17 protein-coding genes, 3 pseudogenes and 1 other annotated feature are annotated in these 19266 nt (G+C 58.1%); of the genes and pseudogenes, 8 read left to right on the forward strand and 12 right to left on the reverse strand.

The window, feature by feature from the left end:
• Nucleotides 1–170: 170 nt before the first annotated feature.
• The 3 genes and pseudogenes from B2M20_RS20260 to B2M20_RS10750 all read right to left on the reverse strand — a co-directional run.
• Nucleotides 171–355: pseudogene (locus B2M20_RS20260) on the reverse strand (hypothetical protein); the annotation flags it as partial.
• A 239-nt stretch (nucleotides 356–594) separates the two neighbouring features.
• Nucleotides 595–1215, reverse strand: coding sequence for a hypothetical protein (locus B2M20_RS10745; RefSeq protein ID WP_079447052.1), 621 nt, complete (start codon nucleotides 1213–1215; stop codon nucleotides 595–597).
• A gap of 13 nt (nucleotides 1216–1228) precedes the next feature.
• Nucleotides 1229–1546 carry a hypothetical protein gene (locus B2M20_RS10750; RefSeq protein ID WP_079447053.1) on the reverse strand — a complete coding sequence of 106 codons (318 nt, stop codon included), beginning with the start codon at nucleotides 1544–1546 and terminating at the stop codon, nucleotides 1229–1231.
• A gap of 184 nt (nucleotides 1547–1730) precedes the next feature.
• Between B2M20_RS10750 and B2M20_RS10755 the strand changes: the two are divergent.
• From B2M20_RS10755 to ligD, 5 genes and pseudogenes are all read left to right on the forward strand, one after another.
• Nucleotides 1731–2185, forward strand: a pseudogene (locus B2M20_RS10755) (YidB family protein).
• 32 nt (nucleotides 2186–2217) lie between these two features.
• On the forward strand, nucleotides 2218–2478 hold the full coding sequence (locus tag B2M20_RS10760; protein ID WP_079447054.1) for a GlsB/YeaQ/YmgE family stress response membrane protein: 261 nt from the start codon (nucleotides 2218–2220) through the stop codon (nucleotides 2476–2478).
• A 305-nt stretch (nucleotides 2479–2783) separates the two neighbouring features.
• The gene (locus tag B2M20_RS10765; RefSeq protein ID WP_079447055.1) at nucleotides 2784–3959 is read left to right on the forward strand and encodes a zinc-dependent alcohol dehydrogenase; all 1176 of its coding nucleotides are present in this window, start codon (nucleotides 2784–2786) and stop codon (nucleotides 3957–3959) included.
• A 1149-nt stretch (nucleotides 3960–5108) separates the two neighbouring features.
• Nucleotides 5109–5663, forward strand: coding sequence for a hypothetical protein (locus B2M20_RS10780; protein WP_079447057.1), 555 nt, complete (start codon nucleotides 5109–5111; stop codon nucleotides 5661–5663).
• A gap of 456 nt (nucleotides 5664–6119) precedes the next feature.
• Nucleotides 6120–7291, forward strand: a protein-coding gene (gene ligD / locus B2M20_RS10785) for a non-homologous end-joining DNA ligase (protein WP_420799310.1) whose coding sequence is annotated in 2 segments — nucleotides 6120–6414 and nucleotides 6414–7291 — 1173 coding nt in all. The coding sequence is not laid out codon by codon here.
• Nucleotides 6401–6503: a sequence feature (AL1L pseudoknot), on the forward strand. Its footprint overlaps the gene before it by 103 nt.
• Nucleotides 7292–7293: 2 nt before the next feature.
• On the opposite strand, the gene B2M20_RS10790 is transcribed toward ligD, so the two are convergent.
• The 6 genes from B2M20_RS10790 to B2M20_RS19995 all read right to left on the reverse strand — a co-directional run bounded on the left by B2M20_RS10790 (nucleotide 7294) and on the right by B2M20_RS19995 (nucleotide 10983).
• Complete coding sequence (locus B2M20_RS10790) at nucleotides 7294–7785, reverse strand: DUF421 domain-containing protein (RefSeq protein WP_079447058.1); 492 nt, start codon at nucleotides 7783–7785, stop codon at nucleotides 7294–7296.
• 229 nt (nucleotides 7786–8014) lie between these two features.
• Entirely contained in the window at nucleotides 8015–8404 is a 390-nt protein-coding gene (locus tag B2M20_RS10795; RefSeq protein WP_338013166.1) for an NUDIX domain-containing protein, read from the reverse strand.
• Between the two features lie 48 nt (nucleotides 8405–8452).
• Nucleotides 8453–9223 carry an exodeoxyribonuclease III gene (locus B2M20_RS10800; RefSeq protein ID WP_079447078.1) on the reverse strand — a complete coding sequence of 257 codons (771 nt, stop codon included), beginning with the start codon at nucleotides 9221–9223 and terminating at the stop codon, nucleotides 8453–8455.
• A 758-nt stretch (nucleotides 9224–9981) separates the two neighbouring features.
• A complete protein-coding gene (locus tag B2M20_RS10805) occupies nucleotides 9982–10359 on the reverse strand; it encodes a PRC-barrel domain-containing protein (protein WP_079447059.1) in 378 nt (125 codons plus the stop codon).
• Nucleotides 10360–10603: 244 nt separating this feature from the next.
• Nucleotides 10604–10765: a hypothetical protein gene (locus B2M20_RS19780; RefSeq protein WP_173815988.1), complete on the reverse strand. Its 162-nt coding sequence runs from the start codon at nucleotides 10763–10765 to the stop codon at nucleotides 10604–10606.
• A 41-nt stretch (nucleotides 10766–10806) separates the two neighbouring features.
• The gene (locus tag B2M20_RS19995; protein WP_210189127.1) at nucleotides 10807–10983 is read right to left on the reverse strand and encodes a hypothetical protein; all 177 of its coding nucleotides are present in this window, start codon (nucleotides 10981–10983) and stop codon (nucleotides 10807–10809) included.
• 924 nt (nucleotides 10984–11907) lie between these two features.
• On the opposite strand from B2M20_RS19995, the gene B2M20_RS10820 reads away from it, so the two are divergent.
• From B2M20_RS10820 to B2M20_RS10830, 3 genes and pseudogenes are all read left to right on the forward strand, one after another.
• A complete protein-coding gene (locus B2M20_RS10820; RefSeq protein WP_079447062.1) occupies nucleotides 11908–12303 on the forward strand; it encodes a DNA polymerase Y subunit UmuC family protein in 396 nt (131 codons plus the stop codon).
• Nucleotides 12304–12323: 20 nt separating this feature from the next.
• On the forward strand, nucleotides 12324–13103 hold the full coding sequence (locus tag B2M20_RS10825) for a DUF6504 family protein (RefSeq protein ID WP_079447063.1): 780 nt from the start codon (nucleotides 12324–12326) through the stop codon (nucleotides 13101–13103).
• Nucleotides 13100–16356, forward strand: a pseudogene (locus B2M20_RS10830) (error-prone DNA polymerase). The gene B2M20_RS10825 and the pseudogene B2M20_RS10830 overlap by 4 nt, the downstream one beginning before the upstream one ends.
• 316 nt (nucleotides 16357–16672) lie before the next feature.
• Here B2M20_RS10830 and B2M20_RS10835 read toward each other — a convergent pair.
• From B2M20_RS10835 to B2M20_RS10845, 3 genes are all read right to left on the reverse strand, one after another.
• Nucleotides 16673–17134: a DUF488 domain-containing protein gene (locus B2M20_RS10835; protein ID WP_338013167.1), complete on the reverse strand. Its 462-nt coding sequence runs from the start codon at nucleotides 17132–17134 to the stop codon at nucleotides 16673–16675.
• 335 nt (nucleotides 17135–17469) lie between these two features.
• Entirely contained in the window at nucleotides 17470–18171 is a 702-nt protein-coding gene (ubiG, locus tag B2M20_RS10840; protein WP_079447064.1) for a bifunctional 2-polyprenyl-6-hydroxyphenol methylase/3-demethylubiquinol 3-O-methyltransferase UbiG, read from the reverse strand.
• Nucleotides 18168–18854, reverse strand: coding sequence for a methyltransferase family protein (locus B2M20_RS10845; protein ID WP_201789018.1), 687 nt, complete (start codon nucleotides 18852–18854; stop codon nucleotides 18168–18170). Before B2M20_RS10845 ends, ubiG begins: the two co-directional genes overlap by 4 nt.
• Between the last annotated feature and the right edge of the window lie 412 nt (nucleotides 18855–19266).

Consider the following 19266-nt stretch of genomic DNA (forward strand, 5'->3'; position numbering starts at 1 on the left):
TCCACGATCAGCATCCCCGACCACCTGCTTCATGACAAAGCAGGCAGCGCAACAGCCAACCTGTAGGGGGTCAATTTTGGACGCCGATCCCCCGGCTTACGGGGTCAATTTTGCATGCCGAATGACACGTCGGTGAACAGAATCCAGTCCCTATCCTTCTTGGGAAGCTAACGCCAAGGTCGGTCCACGTCGTAACCCAAAGTCACCAAGATGTCCCTGAGGTTCTGGCCTTGCCAGGCACCTGGCCAGGCCGAATCGCCCTCTCCCGGATGGTCAGCATATCGTCTGGCACCAGCGAACGCTCGTCGACCGCATGCACGCGTCCGATTCCATGGCAATTCGAACAGGCGCCCTTTGTTGACCCGCTTTCCCAAGAGGGAGACAATCTCCAAAGGCGCCTGGGCGCAGGCCCTCTTTGCGAGGATTCTCCTGCAGCAATCGGTGCAAAGGTGGCAACTGTGTACGCCACGCGTGCAACACTGTGGTGCTACCGTCATTTTCCGGAGGGTCGAAAAACGTCTGATTAGCGGGACTTTCCGCTATTTATTGTTAATTGAAGAATTAACGGCCCGCCACCACGGGCCGCTAAATTTTCTAGCGCAAACCGCCACCGTAGAGCTGTCGTTCTTTGCGCACCTCTTCCGCTCCATAAGGCTGACTTGAAGGGTCGAACGATCTCCATCCCGTTTTTTGCCAGGCGGCGCGGCGTTCCTGCAGGTTAACTGCAGAATCATTCAATGATGCTTCCAGGCGGGCGCGGTCCTCCTCGTCGACCCTGGCTGACACGAGCGTCCCGCCGCGACGGACGCCTTCTGCGTACGAATGAGCGTCCACTTCGGACACGCCGGCTTCGGTAAGAGCGCCGACGATGCCGCCAGTCGTTGCCCCGGCCGCTGCGCCGACGGCGGTCGACGCCAACCAGCCAGCCGCAACAACTGGTCCCAACCCTGGGATCGCAAGCAAGCCGAGGCCCGCCAAGAGTCCCGCGGCAGCACCAACGCCGGCACCAATGCCGGCACCGGTGCCTGCGCCTTCTGCGCGATCATCAACGCCATCGCGGTCCCGATCAACCTTCTTATCGGTGTTAAACCAGCTGTCCGAGTTATTCGCCACAAGGCTGATGTCCGATTGGGGTACCCCGGCGGTTTGAAGCCGTTGAACGGCCGCCTGCGCCTGCGTGTGTGTATCGTAAAGACGAGAAATCGTTACTGTCATCTATAGTGTTTCCTTACTGCGCAGAATGGACGTTGCCCTGAAAATCAACGCTTACGGCAGTGGCGGTGCCGCCTTTGTTGGCCTTTCCACGCCAAACACCAGCGTTGTCCTTTTTCAAATCAGTGATGTTTGCGTAGCCGGCTTCCTGGAGTTTCGACTTAGCCTGTCCTTTCGTGAAACTATTGCGACCGGCCACCGGAGCATTCGCGTTGTTGTGGCCGGAACTGTTGATTGCGTTGTTGTTAGGTCCCGACTGCGCGGGCGGATTTTGCGCCGATGCAACGGTGATCGCCGACAGACTGAAGCAGGCGGCAAGGAGTAAGCGTCTCATAATTCCTCCAGTGTTATATAGAGACGCTCCTAACCCCTCGCGTGAGCTCAAGTTCCTATGCGATCCCAGAAAGCAAAAGCACACCGCGTCGCCGCTAAGAAGACGGTTTGTCTTGGGAGGAGATGGAACTGGCACTGGAAATAAACGTTGCAGCGGGAGTTCTTGACACACGGGAGTCAACAATATGTCGCGCGGGATGCCATCGATGACAGCGTTGCTAGGCCTGCTCGCGTTGGCGGGCTACCAAAACAGGGACAAGCTTGCGGAGCTGTTAAATGGCGCAGGCGGAAACAAAACTCAGCCTGAGGTCGGAAAACAACAGGATCAACCCCTCGGCAACCTGCTCGGTCACCTAAGCGGAGTGTTGGCTGGTGGCGGCGTGGGTAGTCTCCTTAGCGGGGGGCTCAGCGAATTGCTCGAGCGGTTTAAGGAGAATGGGCAGGGAGATGCTGCCAATTCCTGGGTGGGCAAAGGGAGGAGCTTCCCGCGCCGCGTCTGAAGCAGGCTATCGGTGCGGATATCTTGGCCGCATTGGAACAGCAAACAGGTCTATCGCAGGAAGAACTGTTAGCTAGACTTTCGCGAGAGCTTCCTTCTGCCGTTGATAAATACACGCCGGACGGGCGTATTCCGAACTAATCAAAATTGAAAGAACAGAAGAGGGGTTCGATATGGGTATCATCTGGACGATTCTTATTGGGTTTGTAGCTGGGGTAATCGCGAAGTTCATCATGCCGGGCGACAATGAACCGGCCGGCTTCATCCTTACGGCCTTGCTCGGTATCGTTGGAGCGTTTGTGGCAACTTATCTCGGTCAAGGATTGGGTTGGTATCGACCTGGAGAGGGTGCAGGCTTGATCGGCGCGATCGTGGGCGCCGTTATCGTACTGTTCGTTTACAGCTTCCTGGCTGGCCGTCGCCGCTCGGTGTAGAGGCGCAACGTTGTATGTCTGGCGTCTCCCTAGCCTTAGACCAGCCCCTCATTGCGGAGGCCGCGAGACTATCTCCCTGGAGACAGTTACAAATCCGATCGGCCCGGTTGGGCGCGCCCTGGATGGCGGTCGCCGCGGATGAACTGCCCACCCCTGTTATGATCTCATATCGAGTTCGCCATCGTGTGCCTCGGGCGACTTGATCGGAACGCCGTTGCACCGGCGGGAGGGTAAAGGGTCACCGCTTGCGTCATTGGAACCCTTTACGCTCTCGCCGGTTGGCGCGAGTATTTGGGAGGGAAATCATGCGAGCACTGTGTTGGCACGGGAAGGGCGACGTCCGCGTCGACACTGTTCCAGATCCGAAAATTCAGCATCCGCGCGATGCGGTCATCAAGATTACGGCCTGCGCGATTTGCGGTTCTGATCTCCATCTCCTGGACGGTTACCAGCCCACGATGGAGAGTGGCGACATCCTCGGTCATGAGAACATGGGCGAGGTCATCGAGCTCGGCTCCGAAGTAACTAATCTCAAGATCGGTGACCGGATTGTGGTGCCTTTCACCATTAGCTGCGGTCAATGCTGGTTCTGCCAAAAGGGTCTATTTTCGTGCTGCGATCGAACGAACCCCAATGCGGAGATTGCGGCTAAGGCAATGGGACACTCGCCCGCAGGGCTGTTCGGATTTAGCCATATGCTAGGCGGCTATGCCGGTGGCCAGGCCGAGTATCTCCGCGTGCCGATGGCCGACGTTGGGCCGATTAAAATTCCCGACAACGTCAGTGACGAGCAAGCGTTGTTTCTTTCGGACATTTTTCCGACCGGCTACATGGCCGCCGTCAACGCCCAGATCGAAACGGGAGACACCGTGGCGATCTGGGGCTGCGGACCCGTTGGTCAATTTGCCATCCGCTCGGCGCTCTTACTCGGCGCGGGCCGCGTAATCGCGATCGATGAGATACCTGAGCGGCTGGTGATGGCGGAAGCCGGCGGCGCCGAGACCATCGATTTTTCTAAGACTGACGTTTACGACGAATTGATGAAACGGACCGACAAACGTGGTCCGGATAGCTGCATTGACGCGGTCGGCTGCGAGGCATCCGGCCACGGGGCTGCCGACGCCGTCATGGACCGGGTGAAAGCCGCGGCGTTTCTGGCCACCGACCGGGTCCATGTGCTGCGCCAGGCCATCATGTGCTGCCGCAAGGGAGGCACGGTTTCGATACCCGGCGTCTATGTGGGCATGGGCGATAAGATCCCCATCGGCGCGGCAATGAACAAGAGCCTCACCATCAAGACCGGCCAGACCCATGTGCAGGCTTATACCCGATCCCTTCTTAAGATGATCGAAGAGAGCAAGATTGATCCGAGTTTCGTCGTCACGCATCCAGCTAGCCTTGAGGACGCGCCGGCGATGTATAGGAAATTTCGCGACAAGGAGGACGGCGTGATCAAGGTCGTGCTTCGGCCCGGGCGATGATGAGCACGCGCGCGACGGTGTCGGTCAGCCACGACTGAGTGCGAAGGTCCGAGTCGAAACTGCCGGGGCCGATACCGAAGAAACCAACAAGGATTGAAATCATTCAAGAGGCGACGAGCGCCTTTTAGTGAAGATGTATGCCGACGGCAGCCAGGAGCGAGTGGGCATCGTGAAGCTCCCAAGGAACCGCCACGCTTTCGATATCGTAAAGTGGCTTAGACAAGAGCATAAAAAAGATTTTTAATTTCACGTCAGCCAGCCAAATGTTCCGGGAGTCCGCGGGCGCTTCGCGCGGCCAAGCGCAATCACCGATACCCACGAAACATTGCACGATTTTGCTGAACAGCTTCAACGTCTATCGATGATGGTTCCGCTGGTTATCTTGAAGGAGCGCACGTCTTGACGCCTTGAACTGACAAGCGGTGCTATTTGCGATTCTAATATTCTGTCGTTCGGCCGCTGTCAGCATGCTCAGCGTTGCGGCCACGCCACGTCGTTGGGCTAACAACTGGCAATTGGTTTTTTCGGTATCCGCGGAGTTGGTACTATCGATTATTTGGCGTATGCGCTCGGAAAATGCCGGTTCGAGCAGGCCGACCTGTTTTGGAGCACGAGTGCGCTCGTCATTCTAGTATCCATCATTCTGCAGAGAATTATTGTGACGCCGGCGATAAGATTCATCGAACGCCGTCGCAGCGCAGACGAAAAGGCCACTTAAGAGCGCATCCGGTGGGCACGGATGAAAAATTGTTCCGCTTAGGACGAGGGGGGCGGGCTACCGCGGACGATGAATATATGCCACGCGTAATGCCACTTCCGCGTCAGCGTTCAGATCTTCGAGCGCAGCTTCAAAGCTGCGATTGCACTTTGAATGGCCGCGATTTGCGCCATCTACTGTCCCGCTATCGCGCCCTGCTGTCCCATCAGCGCGACAATCAAATCGCAACGCAGCTCCTTAAGTTGAATAAGGGGCACTCCGTGATCTTTTAGCCAGGACGTAGCTAAAAAGCGCAGCGGCGAATCAGATTCACTCGTCTGATAATTTCGTCAGGGATGGTGTGTGGATAAGAAAAGGTTCTGGGACCAAAAGGTTTACGAGCGAAACCATGTTGAATCTCACGCGTTGAGTGAAGGAACAGGGAGGTTGCGATGGTTTCGGCACCAGGAATATTTTTTGCGGGGATCGGCACTGCGGCCCTGCTCATTGGAGCGGGATTTGGAGGCGGGGTGCTGCTGGGAAAGGCGGCTGTCAATGCTCGGCCAGCGCGAACTGCCGAAGCGCAAGGTAGCCTTCCTGCGGCTAGGGTGGTTCTACCTGCCATGGCGGATGTCACACCGTCCAGCGACAGGCCGGCTGAAAACATCGTTAAATCGCCGCCTCCGCTACAAGTGGAGTCTATACCCGCCGTTGCGCCCGTACAGGTAAATGATTTTCGCGAGCAGGACAGAGAAAGCGAAAAGCAGGCCGCGCGGAAGGCCGAAAAGGAGCAAAAGCAGGTTGCTAAGAAGGCTGCCGAACGCGAACGCCACAAGCGGTATGCAGCGCAGAAGGCCAGGCAGGAGGCCGCCCGCAGGCAGCAACAACAAGAGCAAGAATTGCGGCAACAGCAGCAAGAAGGGATGGGGCGCTCACAACCTTCAAGCTTAATGGCGTTTGACAGGACCCAAGGGCCGGCTGAGCAGATTAACTTCTTCGGGAGGTAACCACGACTCATACCGAACTTAGGAAGCGGGGTGTCTGCGTCCAAAATCCTGCGGCGCCAATGTGACTCTTGAGCACTTCAAAAGCTTTAAAATGCCACTCTGCTTCCTGCTTAAGCCGTGACTGTATTCAGTCGAGCCAACCGGTCATGCTCCGGGTGGGTTAGTTTATATGAACCCCTCCAAGAGGTGGGACAGCACCGTTTCTTTAAACGAATGACGTTGTACTTGCCGTTCAAAAACCAATCGACTCGGTATTGATGATCGCAATTACAAAGGTGGGATTCCTCAAGCGCTTCACCTCACCGCTTCAGCGCCGACTGAAGCTTGGCTGCTTCTTCGGCAAGTCCGGGCAACACCTCGACAAAATATATGCGGGATAGTCGGCCCACTCTGGGTAGCGTTCTGAACCGCCCCGGGTTTGCCGGAGGCTCCAACTCTTGAGAGGATGGAGCCACCATGAGTAAGACGACCAACAAGTTTCCGCCTGAGGTCCGCAACCGCGCTGTCCGACTGGTCCTTGATCACGAGCACGAGCATCAGTCGCGATGGGCTGCAATTACCTCGGTTGCCGCGAAGATCGGCTGCACAGGCCAGACATTGAACGACTGGGTGAAGAAGTCGGAGGTCGACACCGGCAAGCGTCCTCGCGCATCGACGGACATGACCGCCAAGATGAAGTCTTTGGAGCGCGAGAACCGTGAACTCCGACAAGCCAATGAGATCCTGCGCAAGGCATCCGCGTATTTTGCCCAGGCGGAGCTCGACCGCCGGTCAAAGACATGATCGTGTTTATTGACGATCATCGCGAGGTCTATGGGGTTGAGCCGATCTACAGCCGCAACGGCAAGAGCGTCAGCCATAGCTATATCGACGTCGCCAAAGCGCTGGAATGCGTGAAAGGCGACGCGGTCATCGACGGCGAGCTTGTGGCTCTCGACGAACAAGGCGTCTCGCACTTTCAGCTGCTGCAAAACGCTCTGCGTCATCAGGCGAAGCTGCGTTATTGCGCATTCGATCTCATGTTTCAGGATGGGGACGACCTGCGAAGATTGCCGCTTACGGAGAGAAAGAAGCGTCTCAAATCCATCCTGCCGAAAGACAAGCTGATCGCCTTCAGCCGCCACCGACTGACATTCGGCACGAAGTTCTTTGAAGAAGCCGAGCGCAAAGGCCTTGAAGGGATCATGGCGAAACGCGCCGACAGCACGTACCAGTCCGGCGCGCGCACGGACAATTGGCTGAAAATCAAGACCTCAAAGCGACAGGAGGTCGTCATCGTCGGCTTCACGGCTCCCAGAAGAACGCGGCCGTACTTCGGCGCGCTGACGCTCGCGCTGCGTGAAGGCAAGGAGTGGCATTACATTGGGCATGTCGGTACCGGGTTTAGCCACGAGACCCTCAAGGAAGTGCACGAGAAACTTATCAAGCTGAAAGCTGAAAAGTCGCCCTTCGCTAAAAAAGTAAAAGACGAATCCGTGACGACGTGGGTGAAGCCGCAGCTGGTGGCAGAGGTCAAGTTCACAGAATGGACTAGCTCCGGCGAGATGCGCCATCCCGTCTATCTCGGTCTGCGCGCCGATAAGCAGGCCACGGACGTTGAGCGCGAACGCGCGCGGCCACACGGCTGAGCTCATTTTCGCTTCAGGACGCTGAGCCGCCCGTCGCCCTCAAGTGTCGCGAGCCTGACGTCAGCGTAATCTTCAACCTGATGTTCCCGAAGCTGCGCTTTAAGCTCATCCTCCGTGATCATTTCCTTTCGTAAATTCTGCGAAATAAGGCGTCCGTCACGAACCAGAGTGAGGCTTGGGGGAGAAATGTATGGCCGCGTCCAGGGAAAGCGCCAGGATATCCAGTCCAGCAGATATTCCCAGGCTACAATCGTGAGAACCAGTGTGAGGCCTTCAGTGATGGAGCCATAATCTTTTCCGAGGCCGTTCTGCGCGGCATCGGCAATCAGGACGATGACTAGCAGGTCCGCGGGTCCAAAATGCCCTGCCTGACGCCGTGCCATGACGCGCAGGATGACAAACAGCCCAAGATACATGAGGCTGCCGCGCACAATAATTTCCGCAAGGCCTATCGCCGGTACGAAGACGGAATTCCAGTCGATCGACAAATGCATAGAAAGCCCTCCGGGAATATCGTTAGCGGCTTGAACTCTTCGGGCGGCTAACTCAGTGCGGAAGTTTGGCCCGCTCGGTCAGAACTTCCAAAGGTCGCAACGCTCGCTCACATTTCAGAGTTCCCGCAGCCCTCATTCTCCGCAAGCATCCCGCAGGCGATCGAGGAAAACGGTCTGGCCCTTCAGGATACGCTCGCAAGCTTCGCTGAAACCGAACCAGGCGGCGCGGTCAAGCTCGGGAAAGCTCTGAAGTTTCCCCGAACCCGACGGCCATTCCATTTCGAAAACATTTGCTTATGAGCGCATCGGGATTCCAGTCACCTTCGGCCGCCCAAACATGCACCGTTTTGCCACCCGGCTGTTTAGCGGCGCCAAGTGGAATGAACTCGCCGACCGGCCGGTAGCCAGTCTCCTCCTCGAATTCCCGCCGGGCGGCGGCTTGGAGATCTTCATTCAAATCGACCAGACCCTTTGGAACGGTCCAGGCGCCAAAATCTTTCTGCTTCCAAAACGGCCCGCCCGGGTGCCCGAGCAGCACTTGAATAGATCCGCGCTTCCGCCTGAAAAGAAGAATGCCGGCGCTAATCTTATTTGACGAGATTGTCCGCGCCGAAGTCATTGCCGTTCTTCCCCGCTAACCCCGCCCGTGCTTCTGCGCCCCGCAAATTCACTTCAGTCTAATCCAGGCAGGGGCATGGTCGCTTGCACCTTCCTTGCCGCGCACCTTACGGTCAACGCCACCGTCGATGAGGCGTTTCTTGAGATCAAGGCTTAGCAGGAAGTGGTCGAGCCTCAGGCCTTTGTCATTCTCCCAGCGGTGCCGCATGTAGTCCCAGAACGTATACATCGGGTCATCGGGATGGAGATATCGCAATGCGTCCGTCCAGCCTTGCTTCAAGAGTCGCTGAAACGCAGCACGGCTTTCCGGCTGCAAAAGCGCATCGTCGTCCCATGATTTTGTTGGATAGATATCAAAGTCAGTGGGTACGACATTGTAGTCGCCGACGAGCGCGACCAGCGCTCCCGACTTCTTCAGCGTCTTCGCATGGCGTATCAGCCTGTCGAACCATGCGAGTTTGTAATCAAACTTTGGGCCCGGTTGTGGATTGCCGTTAGGCAGGTAGATACAGGATACGATGATCCCTTTGACCGCGGCTTCCAGATAGCGGCTCTGATTGTCGGCGGGATCGCCTGGAAGACGCTCGCGCGTGACCTCGGGCGCGGAGCCTCGCGAAAGAATGGCGACGCCGTTCCAGGACTTCTGACCAATCCAGGCTGCACTGTACCCGGCCTCCTCAAGGGCGCCGGCTGGAAAAGCCGCTTGCTCGGCTTTCAATTCTTGAAGGCAAACAATGTCCGGTTTGGAGCTCTTCAGCCAGGCTATGAGATTCGGCAAACGCCGGTTGACATTGTTGATGTTGAACGTCGCGATCTTCACCATTCCTCCACCGAAGCGAACACTTACGGAGGCCGCGCAGTTCCGCTGCTAGTGGGCAAGGTTAAAACCCGAGCGTCATTATCCGATGCCGTGGCAGATCGGGCAATCGTCGCTCATCGTTCTGACGCATTTAGTGGCGCATCTGGCGCTTCCAATGACTTTAAGGGGTGCACGGTCCCGCGGGGGGCATTGGGGCAAAAGCTTGCGGGACCGTGCTGGGCCTCTTTGGGGGGAGAGGGCCCGTCGCGCCAATATGGGTTGCTGATCCGTCTTTGTAAGCTCCTCAACCGCGTCGATCTCTGAAACGTGATGCGGCGGCACTCGTCTGTGCTCTTCCGGTTCAATGCACAGGGTGTTCGCCGACGACGATGACCTGGCTCGTATCGGGCGGCGTGCTGTCGTTGCACCTGCACGGCATCCCTTCGCTGCACGCGCAACCGAAGTCATGGTCGAACGGCCTGTAGGGATGGCGCTCGCATACCCAGCCGATGCCGCACAAACGGGGCAGTTGTCATTCATGGCGTACCTTTCGTTCTGCAAGGAGCCGTGTGCGCTTTCTTCGCCGAGCTAACTCTTCGCGATTCGGCGTCCTGCTATTTCGCAGGCGCACGGCGGCGCAGATGCGCCGATGTCTTGGTTTTCTCGTGGTGATTGTATGGGGATCGAAAAAATGCGCGGCCCCGCGCGATGGAAGAACGCAGGACCGCGCCAGCCGCGAGCCGCCTCGCCGTCCGGCTCGGGCTGATAGCCTCGCGTCGCTACCCGAGAGCGGAATGGGTGACGCGGGTGCCGTAATAGTCATCGACCGACTTGGACCGCGCGGGATCCGACCAATTCCAGCCGCTCTCGTCCGCGTACTTCGGCGCGCCGTTGAGCTGGTCCGCGGTGATGCCGATGCGGTATCCCTCGACGTTGGTGTCGTACTTCAGCGCATTCCACGAAACAGGATAGTGGTCGTTGCCGATGCCGAGAAATCCGCCGAAGCCGAGAACCGCGTACGACACGCGCCCGCTCGTCTTCTCGATCATCACGCGCTCGATCGTTCCGATGGCCTGATCGTCGGGGCCGTATACGGAAGTGCCCGCAACTTTGTCGCTTCCGATCAGCGTGCCGGTCTCTCTCTCTTCGGTAACCATGCGAATTCTCCCTGTTGGATCGTATGAGAATCGATTGTCGAGAAGATAGTTCCTAGCAGCGGCGTCGATAGCGTTGCGGGTGATCCCGCTGATTGCCCGACTCGAGAAAAAGCCCGCCGCGCAGGAGTGCGTCGGCGGGCAATTTCCTTACTGTTGGTTCGAAGTCAGCGGCCGAAGAACAGCCAGAGGAGGAGGATCACGGGGATCGGCACGCCGACTAGCCAGAGCAGGAGTCCGCGTCCCATCAGTGCGCGCCCCCGAAATACACGATGTAGACGACCACGAAGGCCGCGATCACCAGCGCCGTGCCCGCGACCACCATGTTGCGAACCGTGGGGCCGCGCTCTCCTTGGCGCGCTTCAGTCGCGGTCTCTACGATGCGTCCTTTTTCATCAATCTTTGCCATTGCTGCTTTCCTTTCAGGTCTTGTTTTCAGGCGATGCCGCCTCAGCGCGCTCTCGGATGATTGCGCTCTAGGAAGGCCGCGAGCGGCGGGCTTTGTACCGGTTCTGACCGACACGAATGGGCCAGCAGGACTATCTGCGAGCCGTCGGGCCGCGTGATTACGATGCGCAGGTTTCCGCCGGCATCCTTTTCGATCGAGAACATCGGTTCTGTCTTCATCAGGACCTGCAGCGCTCGTGAATGGTCGATAGCTGGCAACTCCGGGACCAGAGGCAAGGTTCCTGCGGTCTGCCGCGCCCGCTCACTTGAGCCGCCGCGGTCCGGGCAGGCTCGCCCATCGGTCGATATTAGCGGCGGTCTCCGCTTTCCGGATCTTCTTAGCCAGATCGTACCGGTCCGCGCAGGCCGCCGCCGCGTCGGCCTTCGACGCTCGCCCGCGACGAACTCAGAGAGGCGGTCCTGGAACGATACCGTCTGCTTGGAACGCCACCGCCCCCGCTTGCGCGCAGGAAGCGTCTCTCCCTGGGAGGAAAGCGGGGGCGCATTTTGCGTTTTGGTCATTTGATAAAGGCCATAGCCGTTGGCGTATCCGAGCAAATACGGCGCTCACACCGGCGTTCCTAATCCCTGTAAACTTCTTCATGCGTTAGGAACTTACGCGCTTTCAGCGCGAATCGCGTGATCGCAAAATAAGGACTCGCGTTCCGGCAGAAGGGCGCACGCCGCATCATCACCGCCCGGGCGCAGCTTTCATCGGTGATGAGAACGCCAGCGCGCGCTCCCGCCCTCCCCAAGCGGCGAGCGGTGTCATGGCAGACCAGCAGCTCACGAAGGCTATCCGCGACCTCCAGGACCATGTCCGCGAGGCAAAGCTTAACCTGGGCACATCCTGAATGGCAGCAGCGCGGACCTAGTGCACCAGTCGCGGCGGTTGATCGAAGAGTCACTGGGCGTCATGGAAAAGGCTGAAAAGGTCTTGGCGCGCAAGGGGTACGAAGACTGCCCGGCGGCGCTGAAATTCTTCGGCTCAAATTGAGTGGTAGTCCCGTTAGTCGGGGTGGTGAAATCGCTCGACGAGGGCATTTGGAAGCCCAACGGTAAAGAAGACCTATCACCCAAACCGCACGAAAACCGTTTTGAATCATGGCGCCCGATACAATATTCATTGATGTTGCCGGCTCCGCGCATCTTTTTAAAGGCGAAGCAGCGCTTTTGAAAGACCTCCATTCCCGGCTTGCCTCCGCGCAGCTTTCGGCGCGGGCAGCTATAGCGGATACACCCGGCGCGGCTTGGGCGATCTCGCATTACGCGGGAATTGATATAGTACCGCCCGGCCGAGCCGCCGATGTTCTCGGCAGCCTGCCGGTGGCGGCTCTGCGGCTTCCTCAGCAGGCATCAGCCTTCGCGAAGTCGGCGTCGAACGAATTGCGCAGCTCGCTTCTCTGCCGCGCGCTTCACTTCGCCAGCGTTTTTCGGGCGATGTCCTCCTTCGCCTCGATCAGGCACTGGGCGCGGCAGTCGAAGTGCTCGTTCCTCTGATACCGAAGGAAGTGCCGCGCATGACGCTGAAGTTTGCCGAGCCGATCAGCACTCCCGACGATCTGCAGCGAGTCATGGCGCTTTTATGCGAAAAGCTCATGATTGATCTTGGCGCGCGCGGCGTTGGCGCAAGGCGGCTCGACATGGTGTTTCAGCGGGTCGATAATATCTCGCAAGCGCTCCGAATCGGTACATCGAAGCCGAACCGCGATACGAAACATCTTACCAAGCTTCTTGCGGAACGGCTTGTGCTGATCGACCCGGGCTTCGGCATCGAGGAAGCGACTCTGACCGCCTCATGGGTCGAAGCATTGACGGAGCGGCAGACGGTTGGAGTCGCGGAGACGGGATCCGAAGTCGACGTCAGCCAGCTCGTCGACACGCTTCGCGTTAGGCTAGGCAACGAACGGGTTTTTAGGCTCACGCCGGTTGAAAGCGATATTCCGGAGCGTTCAATGCGGCGCGTCGCGCCGCTCTTCAGGACGGACGGCGCAACCTGGCCGAGCGATTTGCCCAGGCCAGCGCGGCTGCTGTCGCCTCCTGAGGAAGTGCATGCCGTCGCTGAAATTCCCGACAGCCCTCCGCGTTTCTTCGTCTGGCGCAAAATCCGCCACCGGATCGCACGGGCCGATGGCCCCGAGCGCATTCTTGGCGAGTGGTGGCTCTCCGATAAGGAGATAGGCCTCCAGCGCGACTATTACCGCGTCGAGAACGAAACAGGCGAGCGCTTCTGGCTTTTTCGCGATGCGCCGGCTGAATCCGGCGGACGCTGGTGGCTTCACGGTCTGGGTGAAGCATGAGCTACGCAGAGCTTCAGGTCACAAGCCATTTTTCGTTTCTGCGCGGCGCGTCGAGCGCTGAAAAGCTATTCGCTACCGCGGCAGTGCTCGGCATCGACGCTCTCGCAGTCGTCGACCGCAACTCGCTTGCAGGGATCGTACGGGCCTATGAAGCTTCGCGCGTTACCGGCGTGGGCCTCATTGTCGGCTGCCGACTCGATCTTGAGGATTTTACCTCTTTACTAGTCTACCCGACGGATCGCGCCGCATATGGACGGCTGTGCCGCCTGCTCACTGTCGGAAAAGCGCGAGCGGGCAAAGGCAAGTGCGCGCTCTTTATCAATGGCGTCGCGGAATGGAGCGAGGGGCTTATCGCCGTCCTTGTCACTGACAAGCCGCACAATGATCTACCAAGCCATTTGCATCGAGTTAGATCAATTTTCGGAGACAGGGCATACTGGGCCTTGACGCGCCGCTTTCGCCCGGACGATGCGGGCTATCTCCACGATATAGCGACGATGGCGTGGCAGGCGCGCGTCCCGACCGTCGCCACCGGCGACGTTCTGTATCACGTGCCCGCGATGCGCATGCTGCAGGACGTCGTCACCTGTATCCGGCTCAAGACGACGATAGACAAAGCGGGATTTCTTAAGGAAAAGCACACCGACAGGTTTTTGAAAGAGCCTGCCGAGATGGAGCGTCTATTCCGGCAGTATCCGGATGCCATCGCGCGAACATGTGAGATTGCGACACGCTGCAAATTTTCTCTGGAGGAGCTGACCTACAGTTATCCCACTGAAGTCTCAGAAGACGGTCTCTCCGCGCAAGACCGGCTTGAGAAACTGACCTGGGAGGGAGCCGCGCAGCGCTATCCCGAAGGCATTCCTGACAACGTGGCGATGCAGCTGAGGCATGAGCTCGGCCTCATCGAACGGCTGCAATATGCCCCCTACTTCCTGACCGTAGATTCCATCGTGCGCTTTGCGCGCTCGAAGGGCATTCTTTGTCAGGGCCGCGGCTCCGCCGCTAATTCCGCGGTGTGCTTTGTGCTGGGCGTCACTTCCATCGATCCGGTACGGCAAGGACTCCTTTTCGAGCGGTTCGTATCGGAAGAAAGGCGCGAGCCTCCCGATATCGACGTCGATTTCGAGCATGAGCGGCGTGAAGAAGTCATCCAGTAAATTTACGAAACCTACGGCAGGACACGATCTGCCCTGACCTCGACCGTGACGCGCTACCGCGCCCGCGGCGCAATCCGTGAGGTCGGCAAGGCGCTCGGCATACCGGAAGACGTGACCGGGGCGCTCGCCCGCATCACCTGGGGCTGGAGTGAGGAAGGGGTTTCGGAGACGGAGCTAAAGGAGCTCAATCTCAATCTTTCAGACCGGCGCCTGCGAATGACGATTGAACTCGCGCGCCAGCTCATGGGAACGCCGCGGCATCTTTCGCAGCATCCGGGAGGCTTTGTGCTGACGCTGGACCGCCTCGATGAGCTGGTGCCCATCGAACCGGCCGCGATGGAGAAACGGCAGGTGATCGAGTGGGATAAAGACGATATCGAGGCGTTGAAGTTCATGAAAGTCGACGTCCTCGGCCTCGGCATGCTCGGCTGCATGCGCCGCGCCTTCGATCTTCTGCAATCGTCGAAGGACAGTAAGCTGGGTCTTGCAACGATCCCCGCGGAAGACCGGCGGACTTACGAGATGATCCAAAAGGCAGATACGCTCGGTGTCTTCCAGATCGAAAGCCGCGCGCAGATGTCAATGCTGCCGCGCATGCAGCCGACGCGCTTCTATGATCTCGTCATCCAGGTTGCCATCGTGCGGCCCGGCCCCATCCAGGGCGATATGGTGCATCCCTATCTCCGCCGCAGGGAAGGTAAGGAGCCGGTCGCGTTTCCAAAGCCTGAACTGGAGAAGGTTCTCGGCAAGACGCTGGGCGTGCCGCTCTTTCAGGAGCAGGCGATGCAGGTCGCGATGGTGGCGGCCGGGTTCTCGGCGAATGAAGCCGACCAGCTGCGCCGCGCCATGGCGACATTCAAATTCACCGGCGGAGTCAACAAATTCAAGGATAAGCTCATCCAGGGCATGATCGATAATGGATACGATATCGAGTTTGCGAACCGCACCTTCCGCCAGCTTGAAGGTTTCGGTTCATACGGCTTTCCTGAAAGCCACGCCGCAAGCTTTGCGCTTATCGCCTACGCTTCCAGCTGGATGAAATGCCATCATCCCGAGTGTTCTGCGCGGCGATCCTCAATGCGCAGCCGATGGGGTTTTATGAGCCCTCGCAGCTTGTACGCGATGCGATCAGCCACGGGGTCAATATCCGCCCTATTGATGTAAATAGCTCAGCCTGGGACTGCACGCTGGAGCCCGACGGGAAATACCACGCGGTCCGGCTCGGGCTTCGGATGACGCGCGGCCTTTCTGAAAAAGATGGCAAGACCCTCGCCTCTGCTCGCGCAAACCGTCTTTACCAATCTATCCCTGAATGCGCGCGGCGCGCAGGCATCGGACCCGGCGCCCTCGTGCGCCTTGCAAACGCCGACGCTTTTTCCTCGCTCGGCCTGTCACGCCGCAAGGCTTTGTGGGCAATCAAGGGCCTTCGCAATGACGCCCTTCCCCTCTTCGAGGCGGCGGGCCAATGCGCGAAGGAGCTCGTGCCCGAGCAGGTCGAGGAGGATGTTTCGCTTCCCGTTATGACCCGCGGCCGCGAGGTCGTCGAGGATTACAGATCACATGGCCTTTCCTTACGCCCGCATCCGCTGGCCTTCCTCCGCGCCAAACTGTCCTGCCAGGAGATCAGCCCCTGTGCCGCCTTGCGGACCGCTAAGAGTGGATCGCGCATCACCGTCTCCGGCCTCGTCATGGTGCGTCAGCGGCCTGGCTCTGCCAAGGGCGTAATGTTCATTACGCTTGAAGATGAGACCGATATTGCAAATCTTATCATCTGGCCTTCGCTTTTCGATAAACTGAGGCGCGTGATCCTGGGCGCTCAGATGCTTGCCTGCCGCGGCAGAGTGCAAGTGGCGAACGGCGTCATCCACCTCATTGCCGAGCATCTCGTCGATCAGTCATCATTGCTACGCAAGATTGGCGGAAGCGATGAGCCGTTCGTGGTCCCCGCAGGAAGAGGCGATGAAGCGATTCATGGCAGCGGTGGCGGGACTGATAGCCGTGAGACCAAGGCGTTTAATCATGCCGCCCGGGACATCTACATCCCGGACCTTCACATTGATACCCCCAACGTAAAGGCGCGAAATTTTCGCTAGGCGAGCATCTTATCCGTGCAAATTCCGACGAAAATCAACGGCTTCGCCTAGTCCTTTTTTGGTTGCGGAGTACCAGGGCGAGGCCGAAGACGGTCCGGTGCGAATCTGAACATGAAAACGCGTTTAAAAATCCGCAGACGCAAGCAGATACGCTGGCGGCTGATCACTCTCGGCTTTCTGACCGCGCATACCGCCTACCAACCAGATTTTAACGGATGTCCTTCGCTCGCTTTGCCCAGACCGGATTCGTTCTTGCGAACGAATGGGAGTGAAACCGAGAACTCTCGGCACAACCAATTAACTTCCTGTTCGAGTCCTATGGAGGATAACCTATAAGCCCTCCTTGTCGTACCGCAGATGGCGTCATTTGAGCTTCAACGATTTTCCCGTGTCCTAGTATATGCCGAACCGAAATCTGCCGTGAAAGGAGGTAGTCCGCGATAATTCGACGATGACATCGCCACCATACGGCTTCCGCACACATGATCGCGGTTAATTCGCGCTGACTCGTTTCAATGAGACCTTCAAGGGCGGCCAAGAAGTCGTCGCTCATCGCGTAATCTGCGTAGTTGTGAAAGCTCTGATTTTGCCAGGAAGCATTAAACTCCGCAGGGATTATTTTGCTTTTTCTTCGGTGCCCGCCCAGCGCGGCGCAATAGACATACCCGATCTGGAGGCTCTTAAGCGCATCTGAGAGATGTCCGCGGTTGAAATGCGGAAACCGACGCGACGTAGGCGAACTTCGGACATCGACCAAAGTGCGAATTTTTTGCAGCAATCAAGAGTTCGCCAAACTCGGCAATGGTTCGGGTTGAATGTCCAAGCGTGTAAACGGGCTTTGTCACTCTTTACGAACCCTGATCAGCTTAGGAAGGTTCCCAAATGTGATCTGCGATTCGCGCATGAGCGCAGCACGGTGAGTACCAGAAAATTGGCGGTGCTTTGACGATGTCTTCAATGGCCACTTGGTTGAAATTGACCTTTTCGGAATCGGTGCTCGAAACAAGGCAACCAGACCTGTCATGAAGGTCAGCCGCCGGCCTATAAATCTGCCGTTGGCGTCTGTCCCCGCAACAGGGGCCCACTTCAGCTGTCATTGTTTCTGCGATAAATTTACGATCTGGCGCGCGCGTGACCAAAATACATTATGCTGTTGAACGGATGGGGTCCGAAACTAAAGTCGAGGTGCCGGTCGATACTGCGTGGGCCGAAACCACACACAGGTCCGACTTGAAAACCTGCCTGTAGCAAGACTTCACTCAGCTCGGTTGGCTTGATGAAGAGGTCGCTGTCGTGCGTGCCTCGCGGCAACAATCGAAGAACGCGCTCGCCCAGAGTGATGATCACGAATTTGGCGAGCCAAGTGCGATTGATGGTATCGAATACGAACAGCGCCCCATGTCGCAGCACGCGCCGGACCTCGGCAATCACCCTGTGGAGATCCGCGACATGCTCCAGAACGTCCACACAGACGACCACGTCACAGGACGCATCGGGCAATGGAATACTCTCGCCGACGCCCACGACGTAGTCGATCTCGAGCCCGACCTGACGGGCATGGTCCACCCCAGCGGCAATCGCACCATGCGATGGGTCGACGCCGACAACTTTGGCGCCTCGACGAGACAATTCTTCCGCAAGGAAGCCGCCGCCACAGCCCAGATCCAACACACGTTTGTTGACCCAATCGCCGACCAGCGGGTCGATCATCATCATGCGCGCAGGCGCCATTTTGTGCAGCGTGCGCAGCCATCGCGTCTCACCGCTCCACCATGTCTCAGCGTACTTCTCGTAGATGGAGAGGTCGTTTTTCATACGTCGTCGGGCTCGGCAGTCGGCATTCTCGTTCGGTACAAGGGAAGCCAATAGGGCACCCGCCTCTGATAGGCCCTAAACTGTTCGCCAAAGCGACGGGAGAAGCGCCGCTCCTTCAGGAGTGGCCCGGTCACGCAATAAAGTGTCAGGACGATCGCGACTTCAAGCTGGTCTGGGGTCCATGTTGGGACCGTCCAGAGTGTCATCGCAAAGGCGACGTAGATCGGTTGCCGGTAGAAGCGGAAAAGACCACGCTGGGGCATGGGCGCATAGCATGGTGGGACGTTCTGATAGACGGCCCACCAGCCCAGAAGTCCTATTTGCTGCGCGAAGCCCGCGTCACGAATTGCTTTGAGAAGCAGGAGCCAACTCACGAGATAAAGAGTGCAGAGAGTTGTCAATGCGAAGCCTTGGGCTTGCCACCAAATGATCCCGCTCGGAGACCAGCCCAGAAAAAGCAAAGCTACCTGTATGGAGGCAATAATAGCGTAAGTTGTTGTTGCAAGGTCTTGGCCAATCCGCCTGGGTGCTGCGCGCGCCAGCAGCCTGGCGCCCCGTCGCCCCAGCAGAGCAGAATGCGCAAGTGGAAACTGAAGAAGCAGGGCAAGGTTTGCGGCGACACTCCATGGCGCGTCAAGACGGCCCAGAGATCGGCTCATGCCGAAGAACATCATCACGATCATAGCGCCGACCCCGACGATGAACGATGCATGGCATACGACGCCATAGGCTATTGCAACACGAAACCGGCGCCAGACCGGACTAGAGTCTGTCGCATCAGGACGGATCACTCGCATCTGCACCATCGACGTTTGAGAGAAACACAGCGGCAACTTTGCTCTAGGCTGGCACCCGAGTATGTTACTGCCGTGGATGCCCATCGGCCAAGGGACCGCTTATCCACGGCGCAAGTCGATAAGCAGCGCGTTGCAAGCAGGTCGCTGACAGCTTTTGGCCTGCGATAGTCTGGGGTGCCCCGCTGAGGCGGGGATGGGCGACAGCCTAAAGTTTCCCTAAGCAGCTCGTGCGGCCGAAGGAAGCGAAGGTAACCAGACTTGAAAAGCAGAGAGCCTGAGGCGGCTCGCTGGGCTCCGC

Source organism: Nitrobacter vulgaris (genome assembly GCF_002028545.1).
In the GTDB taxonomy this organism is placed as follows: Bacteria; Pseudomonadota; Alphaproteobacteria; order Rhizobiales; family Xanthobacteraceae; genus Nitrobacter; species Nitrobacter vulgaris.

Coding starts and splice junctions, on each gene's coding strand:
- B2M20_RS10745 (WP_079447052.1), bottom strand. CDS start 1,215: ATGACAGTAACGATTTCTCGTCTTTACGATACACACACGCAGGCGCAG.
- B2M20_RS10750 (WP_079447053.1), bottom strand. CDS start 1,546: ATGAGACGCTTACTCCTTGCCGCCTGCTTCAGTCTGTCGGCGATCACC.
- B2M20_RS10760 (WP_079447054.1), top strand. CDS start 2,218: ATGGGTATCATCTGGACGATTCTTATTGGGTTTGTAGCTGGGGTAATC.
- B2M20_RS10765 (WP_079447055.1), top strand. CDS start 2,784: ATGCGAGCACTGTGTTGGCACGGGAAGGGCGACGTCCGCGTCGACACT.
- B2M20_RS10780 (WP_079447057.1), top strand. CDS start 5,109: ATGGTTTCGGCACCAGGAATATTTTTTGCGGGGATCGGCACTGCGGCC.
- B2M20_RS10790 (WP_079447058.1), bottom strand. CDS start 7,785: ATGCATTTGTCGATCGACTGGAATTCCGTCTTCGTACCGGCGATAGGC.
- B2M20_RS10795 (WP_338013166.1), bottom strand. CDS start 8,404: ATGACTTCGGCGCGGACAATCTCGTCAAATAAGATTAGCGCCGGCATT.
- B2M20_RS10805 (WP_079447059.1), bottom strand. CDS start 10,359: ATGGTTACCGAAGAGAGAGAGACCGGCACGCTGATCGGAAGCGACAAA.
- B2M20_RS19780 (WP_173815988.1), bottom strand. CDS start 10,765: ATGGCAAAGATTGATGAAAAAGGACGCATCGTAGAGACCGCGACTGAA.
- B2M20_RS19995 (WP_210189127.1), bottom strand. CDS start 10,983: ATGAAGACAGAACCGATGTTCTCGATCGAAAAGGATGCCGGCGGAAAC.
- B2M20_RS10820 (WP_079447062.1), top strand. CDS start 11,908: ATGGCGCCCGATACAATATTCATTGATGTTGCCGGCTCCGCGCATCTT.
- B2M20_RS10825 (WP_079447063.1), top strand. CDS start 12,324: ATGACGCTGAAGTTTGCCGAGCCGATCAGCACTCCCGACGATCTGCAG.
- ubiG (WP_079447064.1), bottom strand. CDS start 18,171: ATGAAAAACGACCTCTCCATCTACGAGAAGTACGCTGAGACATGGTGG.
- B2M20_RS10845 (WP_201789018.1), bottom strand. CDS start 18,854: ATGATCGTGATGATGTTCTTCGGCATGAGCCGATCTCTGGGCCGTCTT.